Genomic DNA, 15,907 nt, shown 5'->3' with positions numbered 1-15,907 from the left:
TGTGACGGAGACTTGTTATGTGTGGAATCGTAGGCCTGTACCTGAAGAATCCGCAGCTGGAACCCCAGCTCGGCAAGCTGTTTGAACCCATGCTGCAAGCCATGACCGACCGTGGCCCGGACAGCGCCGGTTTCGCCATCTACGGCGATGAAGTCGCCGATGGCTGGGTCAAGCTGACCCTGCAAGCCACCACCGAAGCCTTCGACTGGAAAGGCTTGATGGGCGAGTTGGAAGGGCGCCTCGGCTGTTCCCTGGATTGGTTCCAGAACGCCAGCGCCGCTGTACTTAAGATCCACGCCGACGAAGCCCCGGTACGCCTGGCCCTGGCCGAACTGGCGCCGAGCGTGCGTATCATGAGCGCCGGTCAGAGCATCGAGATCCTCAAGGGCATGGGGCTGCCCCAGGAGATTTCCCAGCGCTTCGGCCTGGCAAACATGCAGGGCAGCCACATCATCGGCCATACCCGCATGGCCACGGAAAGCGCGGTGACCATGGAAGGCAGCCACCCGTTTTCCACCGGCGCCGACCTGTGCCTGGTGCACAACGGTTCGCTGTCCAACCACTTCCGCCTGCGCCAGGAACTCAAGCGCGAAGGCATCCATTTTGAAACCGACAACGACACCGAAGTCGCCGCCGGCTACCTGACCTGGCGCTTGCAACAGGGCGATTCGCTCAAGGAAGCGCTGGACCATTCCCTGGAAGACCTCGACGGCTTCTTCACCTTCGCCATCGGCACGCGCAATGGCTTTGCAGTGATCCGCGACCCGATTGCGTGCAAGCCGGCGATCTTGGCCGAGACCGACGACTACGTCGCCATGGCCTCCGAGTACCAGGCGCTGTCGAGCCTGCCGGGCATCGAGAACGCGCGGATCTGGGAGCCGGCACCGGCCACGTTGTACATCTGGGAACGCCATTCAGCTTAAGGAGCGCACACATGAAAACCATCGATCTTTCCACCGCCACCGTGCGTGACCTCAACCAGGCCCTGCACGCCCATGCCATCGACAACGAGTGGCGCATCACCCATTCCAACGGCAAGCACAACCTTGCGGTGGGGGTGAACCAGGCCGTGTCCATCGATATCGAGGGCCACGCCGGCTACTACTGCGCGGGCATGAACCAGCAAGCCTCGATCACCGTGCACGGCAATGTCGGCGTGGGCTGCGCCGAGAACATGATGTCCGGTTCGGTGCGCGTCAAAGGCAGTGCGTCCCAGGCGGCCGGGGCCACGGCCCATGGCGGTTTGCTGGTGATTGAGGGCGACGCAGGCGCGCGTTGCGGGATTTCCATGAAGGGCATCGACATCGTCGTCGGCGGCAGCATCGGCCATATGAGCTGCTTCATGGGCCAGGCCGGGCGTCTGGTGGTGTGCGGCGACGCCGGCGATGCGCTGGGGGACTCGCTGTACGAAACCCACATCTACGTGAAAGGCACGGTGGAGTCCCTGGGCTCGGACTGCGTCGAAAAAGAGATGCGCAGCGAACACCTGCACGAGCTGCAGGAACTGCTCGACCGCGCCGGTTTCGCCCACCAGGCGGCAGATTTCAAGCGCTACGGCTCGGCCCGTCAACTCTACAACTTCAAAGTCGATAACGCCTCCGCGTACTGATCAGGAGCTCCACCATGACTGAACAAACCCCTCCGGTCCTGCGCGAGTCGGCCACCTTCGACCGCCTGACCATCCAGGAAATCCAGCGTGCCGCCGAAACTGGCATCTACGATATTCGCGGCGGCGGCACCAAGCGCAAGCTGCCGCACTTCGATGACTTGCTGCTGCTCGGCGCCAGCGTGTCGCGCTACCCGCTGGAAGGCTATCGCGAGAAGTGCGGCACCGATGTGATCCTCGGCAATCGCTTCGCCAAGAAGCCTATCCACCTGAAGATCCCGGTGACCATCGCTGGCATGAGTTTCGGTGCGTTGTCGGCCAACGCCAAGGAAGCCCTGGGCCGTGGCGCGACGATCGCCGGCACCAGCACCACCACCGGTGACGGCGGCATGACCCCGGAAGAGCGCGGCCAGTCCCAGCACCTGGTGTATCAGTACCTGCCATCGCGCTACGGCATGAACCCGGATGATCTGCGCAAGGCCGATGCCATCGAGATCGTCCTCGGCCAGGGCGCCAAGCCCGGCGGCGGCGGCATGTTGCTCGGCATGAAAGTCACCGAGCGTGTGGCCGGCATGCGCACTTTGCCCATCGGCGTGGACCAGCGCAGCGCCTGCCGCCACCCGGACTGGACCGGCCCGGATGACCTGGCGATCAAGATTGCCGAGCTGCGCGAAATCACCGATTGGGAAAAACCGATCTACGTGAAAATCGGCGCGAGCCGGCCGTATTACGACGTGAAGCTGGCGGTCAAGGCCGGGGCCGATGTAATCGTGCTCGACGGCATGCAAGGCGGCACCGCCGCGACGCAGGAAGTGTTTATCGAGCATGTGGGCATTCCGATTTTGTCGGCCATCCCGCAAGCGGTACAGGCTTTGCAAGAGATGGGTATGCACCGCAAGGTCCAGTTGATCGTGTCGGGCGGGATTCGTAATGGTGCCGATGTGGCCAAGGCCATGGCGATGGGCGCGGACGCGGTGGCCATCGGCACTGCGGCGCTGATCGCCCTGGGCGACAACCACCCACGGCTGGACGCGGAACTGAAAAAGATCGGCTCGGCCGCCGGCTTCTACGACGACTGGCAGAACGGCCGCGATCCGGCGGGCATCACCACCCAGGACCCGGAGCTGTCCAAGCGCCTCGACCCGGTGGAAGGCGGACGGCGCTTGGCCAACTACCTGCGGGTGATGGTGCTGGAGGCGCAGACCATGGCGCGTGCGTGCGGCAAATCGCACCTGCACAACCTCGACCCCGAGGACTTGGTGGCGTTGACCGTGGAATCGGCGGCCATGGCCCGGGTGCCGCTGGCGGGTACCCGTTGGGTGCCGGGTTCGGGTAGCGGTTACTGAGGCGGGATAAGCATCTGTGGCGAGGGAGCTTGCTCCCGTTCGACAGCGCAGCTGGAGCCGGCTTTTTAGGGCTGCTTCGCACCCCAGCGGGAGCAAGCTCCTTCGCCACAACAGATAGGCAAATCAAGGCGCCCGCCAAGAGGCTCTCCAAACAACAACTGCTCGCTGCCCGACACTTCCCATTTCTTTTGCAGGAGCTTTGAACATGGTCAATCGTCTTCTCGGCAAATCCCTCTTCGGTTTATTGGCGGCCGGTGCCTTTGCACCCCTGGCCCAGGCCGCCGACGCACCCACCTTGAACACCGGCAGCACCGCCTGGATGGTCACCGCCGCCGTGCTGGTGCTGTTCATTTGCCTGCCGGGGCTTGCTTTGTTCTATGGCGGCCTGGTCCGTGCGAAAAACATGCTCTCGTTGTTCACCCAGTGCTTCGGTATCGCCGGCCTGGTGGGCGTGCTGTGGGTGGTCTACGGCTACAGCATGGTGGTCGACACCACCGGTATGGTCGAAGGGCAGGTGACTTTCAACAGTTTTGTTGGCGGCCTGAACCGCGCCTTTCTGGCGGGCATGACCCCGGAGAGCCTGGTGGGGGATATTCCGGAAGGGGTGTTCGTGACCTTCCAGATGACGTTCGCCATCATCACCCCGGCCCTGATCGCCGGCGCCTTTGCCGAACGCATGAAATTCTCGGCGGCGCTGCTGTTCATGGCCATCTGGTTCACCCTGGTCTATGCCCCGGTGGCGCATATGGTCTGGGGCGGATCGGGGGCCTTGATGCATAACTGGGGCGTGCTCGATTTTGCCGGAGGCACCGCCGTGCACATCAATGCCGGTGTGGCTGCGCTCGCTGCGTGCCTGATCCTCGGCAAGCGCAAGGGCTACCAGAACACGCCGATGCCTGCGCATAACCTCAGCCTGACCATGGCCGGCGCGGCGATGCTCTGGGTCGGCTGGTTCGGCTTCAATATAGGCCCCGGTGGCGGCCTCAGCGGCACCTCGGGCATCGTCATGCTCAACACTCAGTTGGGCGCCTGCGCCGGGATTCTTGGCTGGATGTTCACCGAGTGGTTCAAGGTCGGCAAGCCCAGTGCCCTCGGCCTGGCCAGTGGTGCGCTGGCCGGCCTGGTGGGGATCACCCCGGCGTGTGCCTACGTGGGCGTCGGCGGTGCGTTGGCCATCGGCTTGCTGTGCGGGGTGTTTTGTTATTTGAGCGTGACGGTGTTGAAGCGCCGCTTCGGCTACGACGACAGCCTCGACGTGTTCGGCTTGCACGGCATTGGCGGGATGATCGGCGCGGTGTTGACCGGTGTGTTCTGTGTACCGTCCATGGGTGGCCTGGTGGAAGGCGTGACCATGGGCGGGCAGGTGGTCGCCCAGCTTAAGGGGGGGCTGCTGACCACGGCGTACTGCTTTGTGATCAGTTGGATCATCCTCAAGGTGGTCAATGCCTTGGTTGGCTTACGTGCCCATGAGTCGGTGGAGGAGATGGGGTTGGACCTGGCCGAGCATAATGAGCGGGCCTACAACCACTGAAGTAAACGCAGCTCAAACTGTTTGCCAGTCAGTTAAGGGCGAGCACTGTACCTGTGGTGAGGGAACAAGCTCCCCTCGCCACAGACCGCTGAAAAAAGTTGTGTAGATACCCATGCCCCGATGAGGGAGTGTCAGTGAATGCACCTGTAACTGACACACTGCTATCGGGGGCAAGTCGAATCATCGCACCGCCCCTCCTACATGTGTGACTCAATGGGCGCCGGCCGCCTTGTTCAGATCGCTTTCGGCCCACTCCGTATACACACACGCATCGGCCGTCGCCCAGCGCACACGCACCGGGTCGCCGGCCTTGAGCGGCATGCCCGCAGCGGACAGCGCCTTGACCGTCATCGATGTGCCGCCGAGGGTCTTCACCGCGCAGGTCTGGCTTTCGCCAAGAAACAACACCTCACCGACAATCGCCGACACTTCATTCCAACCTGACAGCAGCGGTTGCTCGGCGGCTTGTTCGGCGCTCAGTGCCAGGGCTTTTTCCGGGCGCACCATCAGCAGCACGTCCTGTTCTGTACGCAGCCCGCTGGTCAGGCGGATCGACAACGATTGGCCTTCGAACGACGCCACCGCGTTGCCCTGAGCCTTGAGTTTGAGGAAGTTGGAGTTGCCGAGGAACGACGCCACAAAAGCGTTCGGCGGGTTCTGGTAGAGGTCGAAGCCGCTGCCCAGGCCGACGATCTTGCCGTGGCTGAAAATCGCGATGCGCTGGGACAGACGCATCGCTTCTTCCTGATCGTGGGTCACGTAGACGATGGTGATGCCCAGGCGCCGGTGCAGTTGGCGTAGTTCGTCCTGCAGGTCTTCACGCAGTTTCTTGTCGAGCGCGCCGAGGGGTTCGTCCATCAGCAGGATGCGTGGCTCGTACACCAGCGCGCGTGCGATGGCGACCCGTTGCTGTTGGCCGCCAGACAATTGAGAAGGGCGGCGATGGGCGAACTGTTCCAGCTGCACCAGCTTGAGCATGGCGTCGACGCGCTTCTCACGTTCGGCGCTGGGCAGTTTGCGTATCGCCAGGGGGAAGGCGATGTTGTCGCGCACCGACAAATGCGGGAACAGTGAGTAACGCTGGAACACCATGCCGATGTCGCGCTTGTGCGGCGGTACGTTGACCAGTGATTGGCCGCTGACAAGGATCTCGCCGCTGCTCGGCGTTTCGAAGCCGGCAAGCATCGAAAGCGTGGTGCTTTTGCCCGAGCCGCTGGAGCCGAGGAAGGTGAGGAATTCGCCGTCCTGGATGTCCAGCGAGATGTTGTCCACGGCGGCAAACTCGCCGTAGTACTTGTTCAGGTTGCGCAGGCTGACCAGGGGCTGGCCATGGCTCTGCGCGACGTCTTGGATCACTGCACTCATGTTCTACTCCTCGGCGCTCAAGCGCGGGTTTCAGTGCGTCGACGAACGACGGCGGCAATCACCATGACCAGTACCGACAGGCCGATCAGCAGCGTCGAAGCGACGGCGATCACAGGCGTCAGGTCCTGGCGCAGGGTGGTCCACATTTTCACGGGAAGGGTTTGCAGGGTTGGGCTCGCCATCATCACGCTGAGCACCACTTCGTCCCACGAGACCAAAAAGGCAAACAGCGCACCGGCGACCATACCCGGGCGGATCGCCGGGAAGGTCACCTTGAACACCGCCTGCAAGCGTGACGCGCCGCAGATCACCGCCGCGTCTTCAATCGACTGGTCGAAAAGCTTCAGCGAGTTGATGATCGAGATGATGGTGAAGGGCAGCGCGACGATCACATGGCTAACCACAAAGGCGAACATCGTGCCGGTGTAGCCCAGCTTGAGGAACAGCGCGTACACCGCCACGGCAATGATCACCAGCGGCACGATCATCGGCAGCGTGAACAGGCCGTAGAGCAGCTCGCGGCCGGGGAAGCGTCCACGCACCAGGGCAAAGGCGGTCGGCAAACCCAGCGCCACCGCGAAGATCGTTGTCAGCACCGCCACCTTGAGGCTGGCCATTGCAGCGTTCATCCAATCCGCGTTGGAGAAGAACTGGTCGTACCATTTGAACGTCCAGCCTGGCGGCGGAAACACCAGCCATTGCGACGAACCGAACGATAACAGCACGATAAACACGATCGGCAACAGCAGGAACAGGCCGATCAATCCGGTGGTGGTGTAGAGGCCCAAGCGCATCCTGCGGCTCATGGCGTTGGGGGTCAGGAGCATGACGGCTTACCTCGCGTCGCTGGCGCCAACCGGGGATTCCGGCTGGAGTTTCAGGTAGAAGTAGAACAGCACCAGCGTGATGAAGATCAGCAACGCGGCGCCGGCACTGGCCAGGCCCCAATTGAGGAACGATTGCACCTGCTGGATGATGAACTCGGGCAACATCATGTTCTGCGCACCGCCGAGCAGCGCCGGGGTGACGTAGTAACCGAGGGACATCACGAACACCATCAAACCGCCGGAGAACAAACCCGGCCGACACAGCGGCAGGAACACCCGGAAGAAGTTGGTCCACGGGCTGGCGCCGCAGATGGAGCCGGCCTGCAGGATCATCGGGTCGATGGCCTGCATGGTCGCCTGCAAAGGCAGCACAATGAACGGGATCATGATGTAGCTCATGCCGATCACCACGCCGGTCAGGTTATGCACCATCTCCAGGGGCACATCTATGATGCCCATGGCCATCAGCGCCTTGTTGATCACCCCGGAGGCTTGCAGCAAGACCAGCCAGGAATACGTGCGGGCGAGCAGGCTGGTCCACATCGACAGCAGCACGATGTTGAGGATCCAGCGTCCCCAACCGCGTGGCACCAGGGTGATCGCCCAGGCCAGCGGAAAGCCCAGCAGCAGGCTGAACAAGGTCACCAGGCCCGCCACCGAGAACGTGTTGAGCAGCACCCGGGCATAGGCCGAGTTGGCGAACAGCTGTTCATAGTTGCCCAGGCCCGGCACCGGCTCCAGCACGCCGCGCAGCAACAGGCCGATCAGCGGCGCCAGGAAGAACAGGCCGAGGAACAGCAGGGCCGGGATCAGGTTGCTCGACCCCCGCCAGCGCTGCGCCAGGGACGGCGCCCCGGCCTTGGCCGAAAACGCGCCGGCAGCGCCGAGGGCGCTCCCGGTCGGTGTGGTTGCCGTCATTTTCATTTGACTAGCCATTCATTCCACCGTGTCGCAATGGCCGGGCCGTTCTTGGCCCAGTAGGCGAAATCGAGGGTGATCTGGTCCTTGACGTAGGCGGTCGGCAGGTTCGGCGCTAGCACCGAATCCAGACGCTGCACGCTGTCGATGTTCACCGGTGCGTAGGCGGTCAGGTTGGAGAAATCAGCCTGGCCCTTGGCGCTGCTGGCGTTGGCCAGGAACTTCATCGCGGCGGCTTTGTTTTTCGAACCTTTAGGCACGACGAGGATGTCGGCCATCACCAGGTTTTGCTTCCAGCTCACGCCAACCGGTGCGCCGTCTTCCTGCAGGGCATGGATGCGGCCGTTCCAGAACTGGCCCATGCTGACTTCGCCGGAGGCCAGCAGCTGTTGCGACTGCGCGCCGCCGCCCCACCAGACGATGTCTTTCTTGATGGTGTCGAGTTTCTTGAAGGCGCGGTCCAGGTCCAGCGGGTAGAGCTTGTCGGCGGCTACGCCGTCGGCCAGCAGCGCCAGTTCAAGCACGCCAGGGCTTGGCCATTTGTAGAGGGCGCGTTTGCCAGGGTAGGTCTTGGTGTCAAACAGCGCGGACCAATCCTGAGGCTTGCCAGCGCCGAGCTTGCCTTCGTTGTAGCCGAGCACGAAGGAGAAGAAGAACGAGCCCACACCATGGTCGGAGACAAACCGCGGGTCGATCTTGTCGCGCTGGATCACCGAGAAGTCGAGGGGTTCGAGCAGGCCTTCGGCGGCGGCGCGCAAGGCGAAGTCGGCTTCGACATCCACCACGTCCCACTGCACGTTGCCGCTTTCGACCATGGCCTTGAGTTTGCCGTAGTCGGTGGGGCCATCCTGGACCACGGTAATGCCGCTGGCCTTGCTGAACGGGTCGGCCCACGCCTGCTTCTGCGCGTCCTGGGTGCTACCGCCCCAGCTCACGAAATTGACGCTTTCGGCCGCCATGGCCGCGTGAGTGGCCGTAGCCAATAAACCCGCGAACAGCACCGCGGTTGCACGTTTATTCAACACCATTTTCACGCCCTCATTTGTTTTGTTATTGAGCGGGCTTGGTAATGCCCGCCTATCGGGAGCAGTAGGTCCATCGGGAGCCTCTAATCGAGACCCCAAAAGGCGACCGTGCCAAGGGCTTTTATTGGTGCTCTCCCTGGCGGGCGCACTTGGCAGAAGCGTTCGGTCTATGGAATATCATATTATGGTATTCCAAACTTTGTGCAAGCATTTTGCCTTACCGGTTATCCGTCATTCGGTGAAGGGAATGCTCTCGATCACCTCCAGGTCGTAGCCGGTCAGCCCGGCGTATTTGAGGGGCGGGCCGAGGTGACGCAGCTTGCCGACGCCGAGGTCCTGCAAGATCTGCGCCCCGGTGCCCACTTCAGAATAGATGCGCGACTGCGAACGGTTGAACTGGCGCGGCGCCTGGGTCAGTTGCGGCACGCGTTCCAGCAGCGCCTGGGACGACTCATGATTAGCCAGCACTACCACCACGCCGCTGCCTTCAGCGGCGACACGTTGCAAAGCCGCCCACAGCGTCCAGTTGGACGGGCCGCTGTAGTCGGCGCCGACCAGGTCGCGCAGCGGGTCGATCACATGCACGCGCACCAGCGCAGGTTCATCGCGGCGCAACTGGCCCATCACCATCGCCATATGCACACCGCCGTCGATGCGGTCTTCAAAGGTGATCAGGCGGAACGTACCGTGCACCGTGGGCAGGTCGCGTTCGCCAATGCGCACCACGGTGCGTTCGGTGCTGAGGCGGTAGTGGATCAGGTCGGCGATGGTGCCGATCTTGATCCCGTGTTTGCGCGCGAAAATTTCCAGTTCGGGACGCCGCGCCATGGTGCCGTCGTCATTCATGACTTCTACGATCACTGAGGCGGGCGTGTGCCCGGCCAGGCGCGCCAGGTCGCAACCGGCCTCGGTATGGCCGGCGCGGGTCAATACACCGCCGTCTTTAGCGCGCAACGGAAAGATATGCCCCGGCTGCACGATATCGGCAGGCCCGGCATTAATATCGACGGCGGCCGCGACGGTGCGCGCCCGATCGGCGGCTGAGATGCCGGTCGTCACGCCGGTGGCGGCCTCGATGGACACGGTAAATGCCGTGCTGAACACGCTTCCATTGCTCGGCACCATCTGTTCCAGGCCCAGGCGCTGGCAATGTTCATCGGTGAGGGTCAGGCAGATCAGGCCACGGGCTTCGCGGGCCATGAAGCTGATAGTCTCGGCGGTGCAGCACGCGGCGGGCAGCAACAGGTCGCCTTCGTTTTCTCGGTCTTCGTCATCCACCAGGAGCACCATCTTGCCTTGGCGGTAGTCTTCGATGATGTCTGCGATGCTGTTGAAGGACATGGAGAGTGCTCGATTTGTTGGTTGTATGTATTATGGTATACCACAAAATTCAACAAGAGGATGTTACGATGAAGGCCTACTGGATTGCCCATGTGGATGTGTCTGATGCAGAGCAGTACACGCAATACACTCAGCGCGCGCCGGCGGCGTTTGCCTTGTATGGCGGACGATTCCTGGCCAGGGGAGGGCGCAGCGCAGCGATGGAAGGCGGGCCAGCACGGCAGCGGAATGTGGTGATCGAATTCGACAGCTACGAGCAGGCGGTGGCGTGTTATGAGTCGGCGGAGTATCAGGCGGCGAAGGCGCACCGAGAGGGCGTGGGGCAGGCGCAGATTATTATTGTGGAAGGCCTGGCACCTTAGATTTTTCGGGTGTAAGCCGATTTAAATGTGGGAGCGGTTCGGCCTGCAAGTCAGCGGATGAAGTGAATCTTGCCGCTGTCGTCATTCCCAATGTAGATGCCATACACCCCAGCCTGCCGCTCCTCGATATACCGCTCAAGGATCTGCCGGATCGCCGGATAGTAGATGCTGTCCCAGGGAATGTCCTCGGGGGCGAAAAACTTGTAGTCGAGGGTCTCGGGCCCGAACTGGCCGGTGATCTCCAGCGCGATGGCGCGGAAGATGATGTACACCTCGCTGATCCTGGGCACGCTGAAGATCGAGTAGGGCGAGAGGATCTCGGCACGTACGCCGCTTTCTTCCCAGACTTCGCGCAATGCGGCCTGTTCGGTGGTTTCGCCACCTTCCATGAAGCCGGCGGGCAGAGTCCAGGTGCCGGGGCGCGGCGGAATCGCGCGTTGGCACAGCAGGTATTTACCGTCTCGCTCGATGATGCAGCCGGCGATGATCTTGGGGTTGATGTAATGGATATAGCCGCAGCCCCGGCACATCAGGCGCTCTTGGGTATCGCCCGGTGGCAGCTGGTGACCGAGGTCACTGCCGCCGCATGTCGGGCAAAAGCTGGGGCCGGGCATGGTCAGTGACCTATGCGCGGTTCTTTGAGCGCGATGGGCAGGGTGATCTCGGGGAGTTTGCCGGTCTCTTCCTGTTTACGCTTGAGGTAATCCAGGGCGACGGCGGCGGCGGCGCGCACGTGATCGACACAGGCCTGGTGGGCGGCGAGGGGGTCACCGCTCTTGATCGCCTGGACCATGCGTTCCATTTCCTGGTTGCTGGCGCCACGGCGGTTTTCCTGGGACACCGAGGTCGCGCGCAAGTAGCTGATACGCGCCTGCAACTGGCGCAGCTGGGTGGCGGCCACATGGTTGCCGGAGCCTTCGAGCAGCACGTCGTAGAAACCCTGCACCGAATCGATCACCTGCTGCAATTCGCCTTCCTTGAGGGCCTTGCGGTTTTCCTCGAGGGCTTTTTCCAGGGCCTTGATGTCCTTGGCCTTGGCGCGCAGGGTGAATAACTGCACGATCAAGCCTTCAAGCACGCAGCGCAGTTCATAAATATCGACGGCATCGGCGAGGGTAATGATTGCCACCTGCGGACCCTTGGCATCGGCGAACTCCACCAGACCTTCCGACTCCAGGTGGCGCAAGGCTTCGCGCACCGAGGTGCGGCTGACGCCGAGGCGGTCGCACAGGTCGCGTTCTACCAGGCGGTCACCGGGCAGCAGTTGGAAATTCATGATGGCGCTGCGCAGCTTTTCCAGCACGATTTCGCGCAGGGTGACCGGGTTGTGATTGACCTTGAAGCTGTCGTCGAGGGGCGCGCGTTTCATGGGGTCTGCTCTGAATGTAACGGTTAACTGGAGGTCTCGGCATCGGCTTCAGCGAAGGCTTCACGGGCCAGCCGGAAGCTGTCCACGGCGGCGGGAACCCCGCAATAAATACCGACTTGAAGCAAAATTTCGCGTATTTGTTCACGACTCAGCCCGTTACGCAAGGCGCCGCGTACATGCAGCTTGAGTTCGTGGGGCCGATTGAGGGCTGAAATCATTGCCAAGTTTATCATGCTGCGTTCTTTAAGCGACAAACCCTCCCGGCCCCACACGTGGCCCCAGCAGTACTCGGTGACCATCTCCTGCAGCGGCCGGGTGAAGTCATCGGCATTCTCGATCGAACGCTGCACATAGGCGTCACCCAGTACCTGAGTACGAATCTTCAGGCCCTGCTCGTATTTGTCGTTACTCATGCTTCAGCGCCCCTCAGGCCAGGGTGGGCAGCGGGCCCAGCTTGCCTTTGTGATAGATCATCGGTGTGACCGGCTGCTCGGGCAGGATCAGGTTCTTCACCGCGCCAACGATGATTGCGTGATCGCCGCCGTCGTATTCGCGCCACAGTTCGCACTCGATGATCGCGGTGGCCTTCGCCAGCAGCGGGTTGCCCAGTTCGCTCAAGTGCCACTCGATACCTTTGGCTTTTTCCTTGCCCTTGCTGGCAAAGGCATAGGCTTCGGTGGTCTGGTCGGCTGACAGTAAGTGAATCGCAAAACGCTTGCTGTCGCGCAGGATCGGGTAGGTGTCGGAGGCGTAGTTGGGGCAGAACAGCACCAGCGCCGGGTCGATCGACAGCGCGCTGAACGCACTGGCGGTAATGCCGACGATGCCGCCGTCCGGGTCAAGGGTGGTAACCACCGTGACGCCGGAAGGGAAGGAACTCATGACGTCTTTGTAAATGCTGGGTTCGATCATGGTGGTGGACTCTTAACGCATCACAAAAGGATCAGGCATGGGCGCCTGGGAGAGGTTGATCCACACCGTCTTCAGCTCGGTGTAGGCGAGTACCGAATCGATGCCGCTTTCACGTCCGTAGCCGCTGTTCTTGAAGCCGCCGATGGGCGCCATGGCCGAGACGGCACGGTAGGTGTTGACCCAGATGATGCCCGAACGCACGTCGCGGGCCAGGCGATGGGCGCGGCCCAGGTCACGGGTCCAGATGCCGGCGGCAAGGCCGAACTGCGAGTCGTTGGCGATGGTCAGCGCTTCGGCCTCGTCCTTGAAACGGATGACCGACGCCACCGGACCGAACACTTCTTCCTGCATGATCTTCATCGAGTTGCGGTCGCACTCGAACAACGTCGGTTCGTAGAACCAGCCTTCGCCAAGGTTCGGCGGGCGCTTGCCGCCGGTACGCAGGCGTGCACCTTCAGCGATGGCATCCGCCACCAGGCCTTCGACCACGGCCAGTTGCTGTGCGGTGGCCATGGGGCCCATTTCACTGGCGTCGTCCTGAGGATTGCCGATGCGTATGCGTTGGGCGCGCGCCACCAGGCGCTCGACGAACTCGTCGTAGATTTCATCCTGCACCAGCAGGCGCGAACCGGAGACGCAACTCTGGCCCGATGCAGCGTAAATACCGGCAATCGCACCATTGATGGCGCTGTCCAGATCCGCGTCGGCAAAGATGATATTCGGTGACTTGCCGCCCAATTCCAGGGACAACTTGGCGAAGTTCTCCGCGCTGCTGCGCACCACATGCCGTGCCGTGGCCGCGCCGCCGGTAAAGGCGATCTTGCGCACCAGCGGGTGGCGGGTGAGGGCGGCTCCGGTACTGGGGCCATACCCTGTGACCACGTTGACCACGCCAGGTGGGATGCCCGCTTCCAGGGCCAGGCGCGCCAGCTCGAGGATGGTCGCCGAGGCATGCTCGGAGGGTTTGATTACGATGGTATTGCCTGCTGCCAGGGCCGGCGCGAGTTTGATCGCGGTCAGGTACAGCGGGCTGTTCCATGGAATGATCGCGGCGACCACGCCCATGGCTTCGTGCACGGTGTAGGCGAAGAGGTCGGGCTTGTCGAGGGGCAGCGTGCCGCCTTCGAGCTTGTCGGCCAGGCCTGCGGTGTAGTGGAAGAACTCCGGCAGGTAGGTGACCTGGCCACGGGTTTCGCGGATCAGCTTGCCGTTGTCGCGGCTTTCCAGCTGGGCCAGTTGCTCTTTGTTCTCGGCGATCAGGTCTCCGAGGCGGCGCAGCATTTTACCCCGCGCGGTGGCAGTAAGGCCACGCCAGGCCGGGCTGTCAAAGGCCGTTTGGGCAGCCTGTACGGCGCGCTCCACGTCCGCTTCGTCGGCGTCGGGCAGTTGCGCCCAGGGCTCGGCCAGGGCCGGGTTAAGGCTGTCGAAGGTCTTGCCGGAAAGGGCATCGACCCATTCACCGCCGATGCACATCTGGAAGCGTTCAAGCATCATGCAACGATCCCCTTTATTGGATTATTGTGGGCGTATACGGTGTCAAGAAACCCCAGCAGCAACTGATTGACCAGGCGCGGCGATTCCACCGGCATCATATGCCGTTGCTCAGCCAGCACCGCAACCGTGGCACCTGGAATACGATCGGCGAGTTGCCGGGCCATTTCCGGCGTTGAGCCGGGGTCCAGTTCTCCGGTGGCGACCAGGGTGGGGGCACGCAGACCCTTGAGGTCATCGGCGCGGTACATGTCCTGGGTTGCAAATAGCTCATACGTGGTCAGGTAGCCTTGGGGGTCGTTGCCCGCAAGGGTCTGACGCAACGCGGCGATCTGCGCTGGGTTGGCCGCCTGATATTCGCGGCTGAACCAACGCGACAGCGCCGATTCGGCATTCGCATCCGGCCCGTGTTCGGCGGCCTGGGCGGTGCGTTCGATCACGCCGGCACGCTGCTCGGGGCTGCGGTTGAACACACTGTTGAGCACCACCAGGCTTTTGAGGCGGTCGGGGTAGTGCAGGGCAAACGCTCGCGCCACCAAACCGCCCATGGAAAACCCGATCACAGTGGCCTGGGGCAGTTGCAGGTGGTCGAGCAGCTCCAGCAGTTGGTCGGCATAACCCAGCAGCGGCGTGCCGGCGGCCGGGCGCGGGCTGGCGCCATGGCCGAGCATGTCGTAGGTGATCACGCGGTAGTTTGTGGCTAGGCCAACGACTTGCCCGCCCCACATTTCTTTGTTCAGGCCCACGCCGTGGATCAATACCACAGGCTGGCCTTGGCCGGTCGCCAGATAACTGGTGCCAGCCGGGGTGCGTTCAGCGGTGAGCCGAATCATGGAGCGCTCCTGCATGCCTTTTCTTATTGGGGTGCTTGCCTGGCTTACTGGGCCTTTTCGGCGGCCAGTTCTTCCAGGTCGATATACCGGTTGCCGATGCGCGGGTGCAGGCGGCCGCCATCGGCGCAACCCAGCACCACGACAATTTCATCGGCCCGCGGCGCGTCTTCGATCTGCATTTCCAGAGTGATGTAGTGCGAGCGAAGGCCTTCGTCGTCCTTGTGCATCATCGGGATTTGGATCGAGGTGCCCGGGCCGCCACGCTTGTTGGTGAAGCTCAGGTAGCTCTTGGCTTTTACGGCTTCACGGTAATGGTTGCCGAAGCGCAGGGTATGGATGATCGCACTGGCATGTTCTATCTCGCCGTCGGCACCGACAACAGCCGCTTTGCCGTAGGCCTCGATGTTCTCAGCACCACCGATGATGCCCACCAGGCGCTCGACCATCAGCGCGCCGAGGTCGGAGCAATTGGCACGGATCTCCGGCTTCAGATCTTCGACGAAACCACGCCCCAGCCAGGGATTTTTCAACACCACGGCCAGACCCACCATTTTCACGGGGGTGTCGGAGGCCTTGCCTCCTTCGATAAAGGTTTCTTCTACGTAGCTGACGATCTTGCGGATTTCGAAACTCATGGCTGCTCCAACGGGATACGATTGGTTTGCGTATGATGGTATACCATAATACCAGAAGCGCAAGAGTCAGAAATGAACCGAGGACGGAGTGATGCGATGAAAGGTCGAAGAGATGACTTGTTGTGGAGGGGGGTAAACGTCTCCTCATCAAGGTAAGTATGTGGAGCAGGGAGCATCAAGTGGTCATGAACGTTGTCGACAACCAGCAGGGCACCGATCCAATACCTGAGTTCGCCTTCAGAAGGACGCCTGGCAACATCGATCTGATCCCGACGGTTTGCCTGCCAGTACCCACAAGGCGTACAAGCCGGGGCTCCGCGAGAGTCTGCCCATAACAGAGCGGCAT

General features: G+C 62.1%; 17 protein-coding genes. 5 read left to right on the top strand and 12 right to left on the bottom strand.

Annotated elements, in window-relative coordinates; translation table 11 throughout:
- Positions 1-17 precede the first annotated feature (17 nt).
- The 4 genes from AACY08_RS07315 to AACY08_RS07300 all read left to right on the top strand — a co-directional run bounded on the left by AACY08_RS07315 (position 18) and on the right by AACY08_RS07300 (position 4,483).
- Positions 18-923: a class II glutamine amidotransferase gene (locus AACY08_RS07315; RefSeq protein ID WP_339468811.1), complete on the top strand. Its 906-nt coding sequence runs from the start codon at positions 18-20 to the stop codon at positions 921-923.
- 11 nt (positions 924-934) lie between these two features.
- Positions 935-1,609, top strand: coding sequence for a protein glxC (locus tag AACY08_RS07310; protein ID WP_339468810.1), 675 nt, complete (start codon positions 935-937; stop codon positions 1,607-1,609).
- Positions 1,610-1,623: 14 nt separating this feature from the next.
- Complete coding sequence (locus tag AACY08_RS07305) at positions 1,624-2,952, top strand: FMN-binding glutamate synthase family protein (RefSeq protein WP_339468809.1); 1,329 nt, start codon at positions 1,624-1,626, stop codon at positions 2,950-2,952.
- Positions 2,953-3,157: 205 nt separating this feature from the next.
- A complete protein-coding gene (locus AACY08_RS07300; RefSeq protein WP_339468808.1) occupies positions 3,158-4,483 on the top strand; it encodes an ammonium transporter in 1,326 nt (441 codons plus the stop codon).
- A gap of 210 nt (positions 4,484-4,693) precedes the next feature.
- Here AACY08_RS07300 and AACY08_RS07295 read toward each other — a convergent pair whose 3' ends face one another.
- The 5 genes from AACY08_RS07295 to ribBA all read right to left on the bottom strand — a co-directional run bounded on the left by AACY08_RS07295 (position 4,694) and on the right by ribBA (position 9,959).
- Positions 4,694-5,848, bottom strand: a complete 1,155-nt coding sequence (locus AACY08_RS07295) for an ABC transporter ATP-binding protein (RefSeq protein ID WP_339468807.1) — start codon at positions 5,846-5,848, stop codon at positions 4,694-4,696.
- 17 nt (positions 5,849-5,865) lie between these two features.
- A complete protein-coding gene (locus AACY08_RS07290) occupies positions 5,866-6,675 on the bottom strand; it encodes an ABC transporter permease (RefSeq protein ID WP_339468806.1) in 810 nt (269 codons plus the stop codon).
- A gap of 6 nt (positions 6,676-6,681) precedes the next feature.
- The gene (locus AACY08_RS07285; RefSeq protein ID WP_339468805.1) at positions 6,682-7,599 is read right to left on the bottom strand and encodes an ABC transporter permease; all 918 of its coding nucleotides are present in this window, start codon (positions 7,597-7,599) and stop codon (positions 6,682-6,684) included.
- On the bottom strand, positions 7,596-8,621 hold the full coding sequence (locus AACY08_RS07280; RefSeq protein ID WP_339468804.1) for an ABC transporter substrate-binding protein: 1,026 nt from the start codon (positions 8,619-8,621) through the stop codon (positions 7,596-7,598). Before AACY08_RS07280 ends, AACY08_RS07285 begins: the two co-directional genes overlap by 4 nt.
- Before the next feature lie 228 nt (positions 8,622-8,849).
- Positions 8,850-9,959 carry a bifunctional 3,4-dihydroxy-2-butanone-4-phosphate synthase/GTP cyclohydrolase II gene (gene ribBA, locus AACY08_RS07275; protein ID WP_339468803.1) on the bottom strand — a complete coding sequence of 370 codons (1,110 nt, stop codon included), beginning with the start codon at positions 9,957-9,959 and terminating at the stop codon, positions 8,850-8,852.
- A 68-nt stretch (positions 9,960-10,027) separates the two neighbouring features.
- Here ribBA and AACY08_RS07270 point away from each other — a divergent pair, with 68 nt between their 5' ends.
- A complete protein-coding gene (locus AACY08_RS07270; RefSeq protein ID WP_339468802.1) occupies positions 10,028-10,321 on the top strand; it encodes a DUF1330 domain-containing protein in 294 nt (97 codons plus the stop codon).
- Positions 10,322-10,371: 50 nt separating this feature from the next.
- On the opposite strand, the gene AACY08_RS07265 is transcribed toward AACY08_RS07270, so the two are convergent.
- From AACY08_RS07265 to AACY08_RS07235, 7 genes are read right to left on the bottom strand one after another with little or no spacing between them, the layout of a single operon-like run.
- Positions 10,372-10,935 carry an NUDIX hydrolase gene (locus AACY08_RS07265; protein WP_339468801.1) on the bottom strand — a complete coding sequence of 188 codons (564 nt, stop codon included), beginning with the start codon at positions 10,933-10,935 and terminating at the stop codon, positions 10,372-10,374.
- 2 nt (positions 10,936-10,937) lie between these two features.
- Positions 10,938-11,690, bottom strand: coding sequence for a GntR family transcriptional regulator (locus AACY08_RS07260; RefSeq protein ID WP_049708916.1), 753 nt, complete (start codon positions 11,688-11,690; stop codon positions 10,938-10,940).
- 23 nt (positions 11,691-11,713) lie between these two features.
- Positions 11,714-12,103 carry a 4-carboxymuconolactone decarboxylase gene (pcaC, locus tag AACY08_RS07255; protein WP_339468800.1) on the bottom strand — a complete coding sequence of 130 codons (390 nt, stop codon included), beginning with the start codon at positions 12,101-12,103 and terminating at the stop codon, positions 11,714-11,716.
- A gap of 13 nt (positions 12,104-12,116) precedes the next feature.
- Positions 12,117-12,602, bottom strand: a complete 486-nt coding sequence (locus tag AACY08_RS07250) for a flavin reductase family protein (protein WP_339468799.1) — start codon at positions 12,600-12,602, stop codon at positions 12,117-12,119.
- 12 nt (positions 12,603-12,614) lie between these two features.
- Positions 12,615-14,096: an aldehyde dehydrogenase gene (locus AACY08_RS07245; RefSeq protein ID WP_339468798.1), complete on the bottom strand. Its 1,482-nt coding sequence runs from the start codon at positions 14,094-14,096 to the stop codon at positions 12,615-12,617.
- Positions 14,093-14,926 (bottom strand): alpha/beta fold hydrolase, encoded by an 834-nt coding sequence (locus tag AACY08_RS07240; protein WP_339468797.1) that lies wholly within the window; start codon positions 14,924-14,926, stop codon positions 14,093-14,095. Before AACY08_RS07240 ends, AACY08_RS07245 begins: the two co-directional genes overlap by 4 nt.
- A gap of 44 nt (positions 14,927-14,970) precedes the next feature.
- The gene (locus AACY08_RS07235) at positions 14,971-15,561 is read right to left on the bottom strand and encodes an amino acid synthesis family protein (RefSeq protein WP_049708911.1); all 591 of its coding nucleotides are present in this window, start codon (positions 15,559-15,561) and stop codon (positions 14,971-14,973) included.
- Between the last annotated feature and the right edge of the window lie 346 nt (positions 15,562-15,907).

The sequence above is a fragment of the Pseudomonas sp. EL_65y_Pfl1_R83 genome (assembly GCF_963970695.1).
GTDB lineage: Bacteria > Pseudomonadota > Gammaproteobacteria > Pseudomonadales > Pseudomonadaceae > Aquipseudomonas > Aquipseudomonas tritici.
The sequence above is the reverse complement of the archived record's forward strand: the minus strand, read 5'-3'. Positions and strand labels throughout refer to the sequence as shown.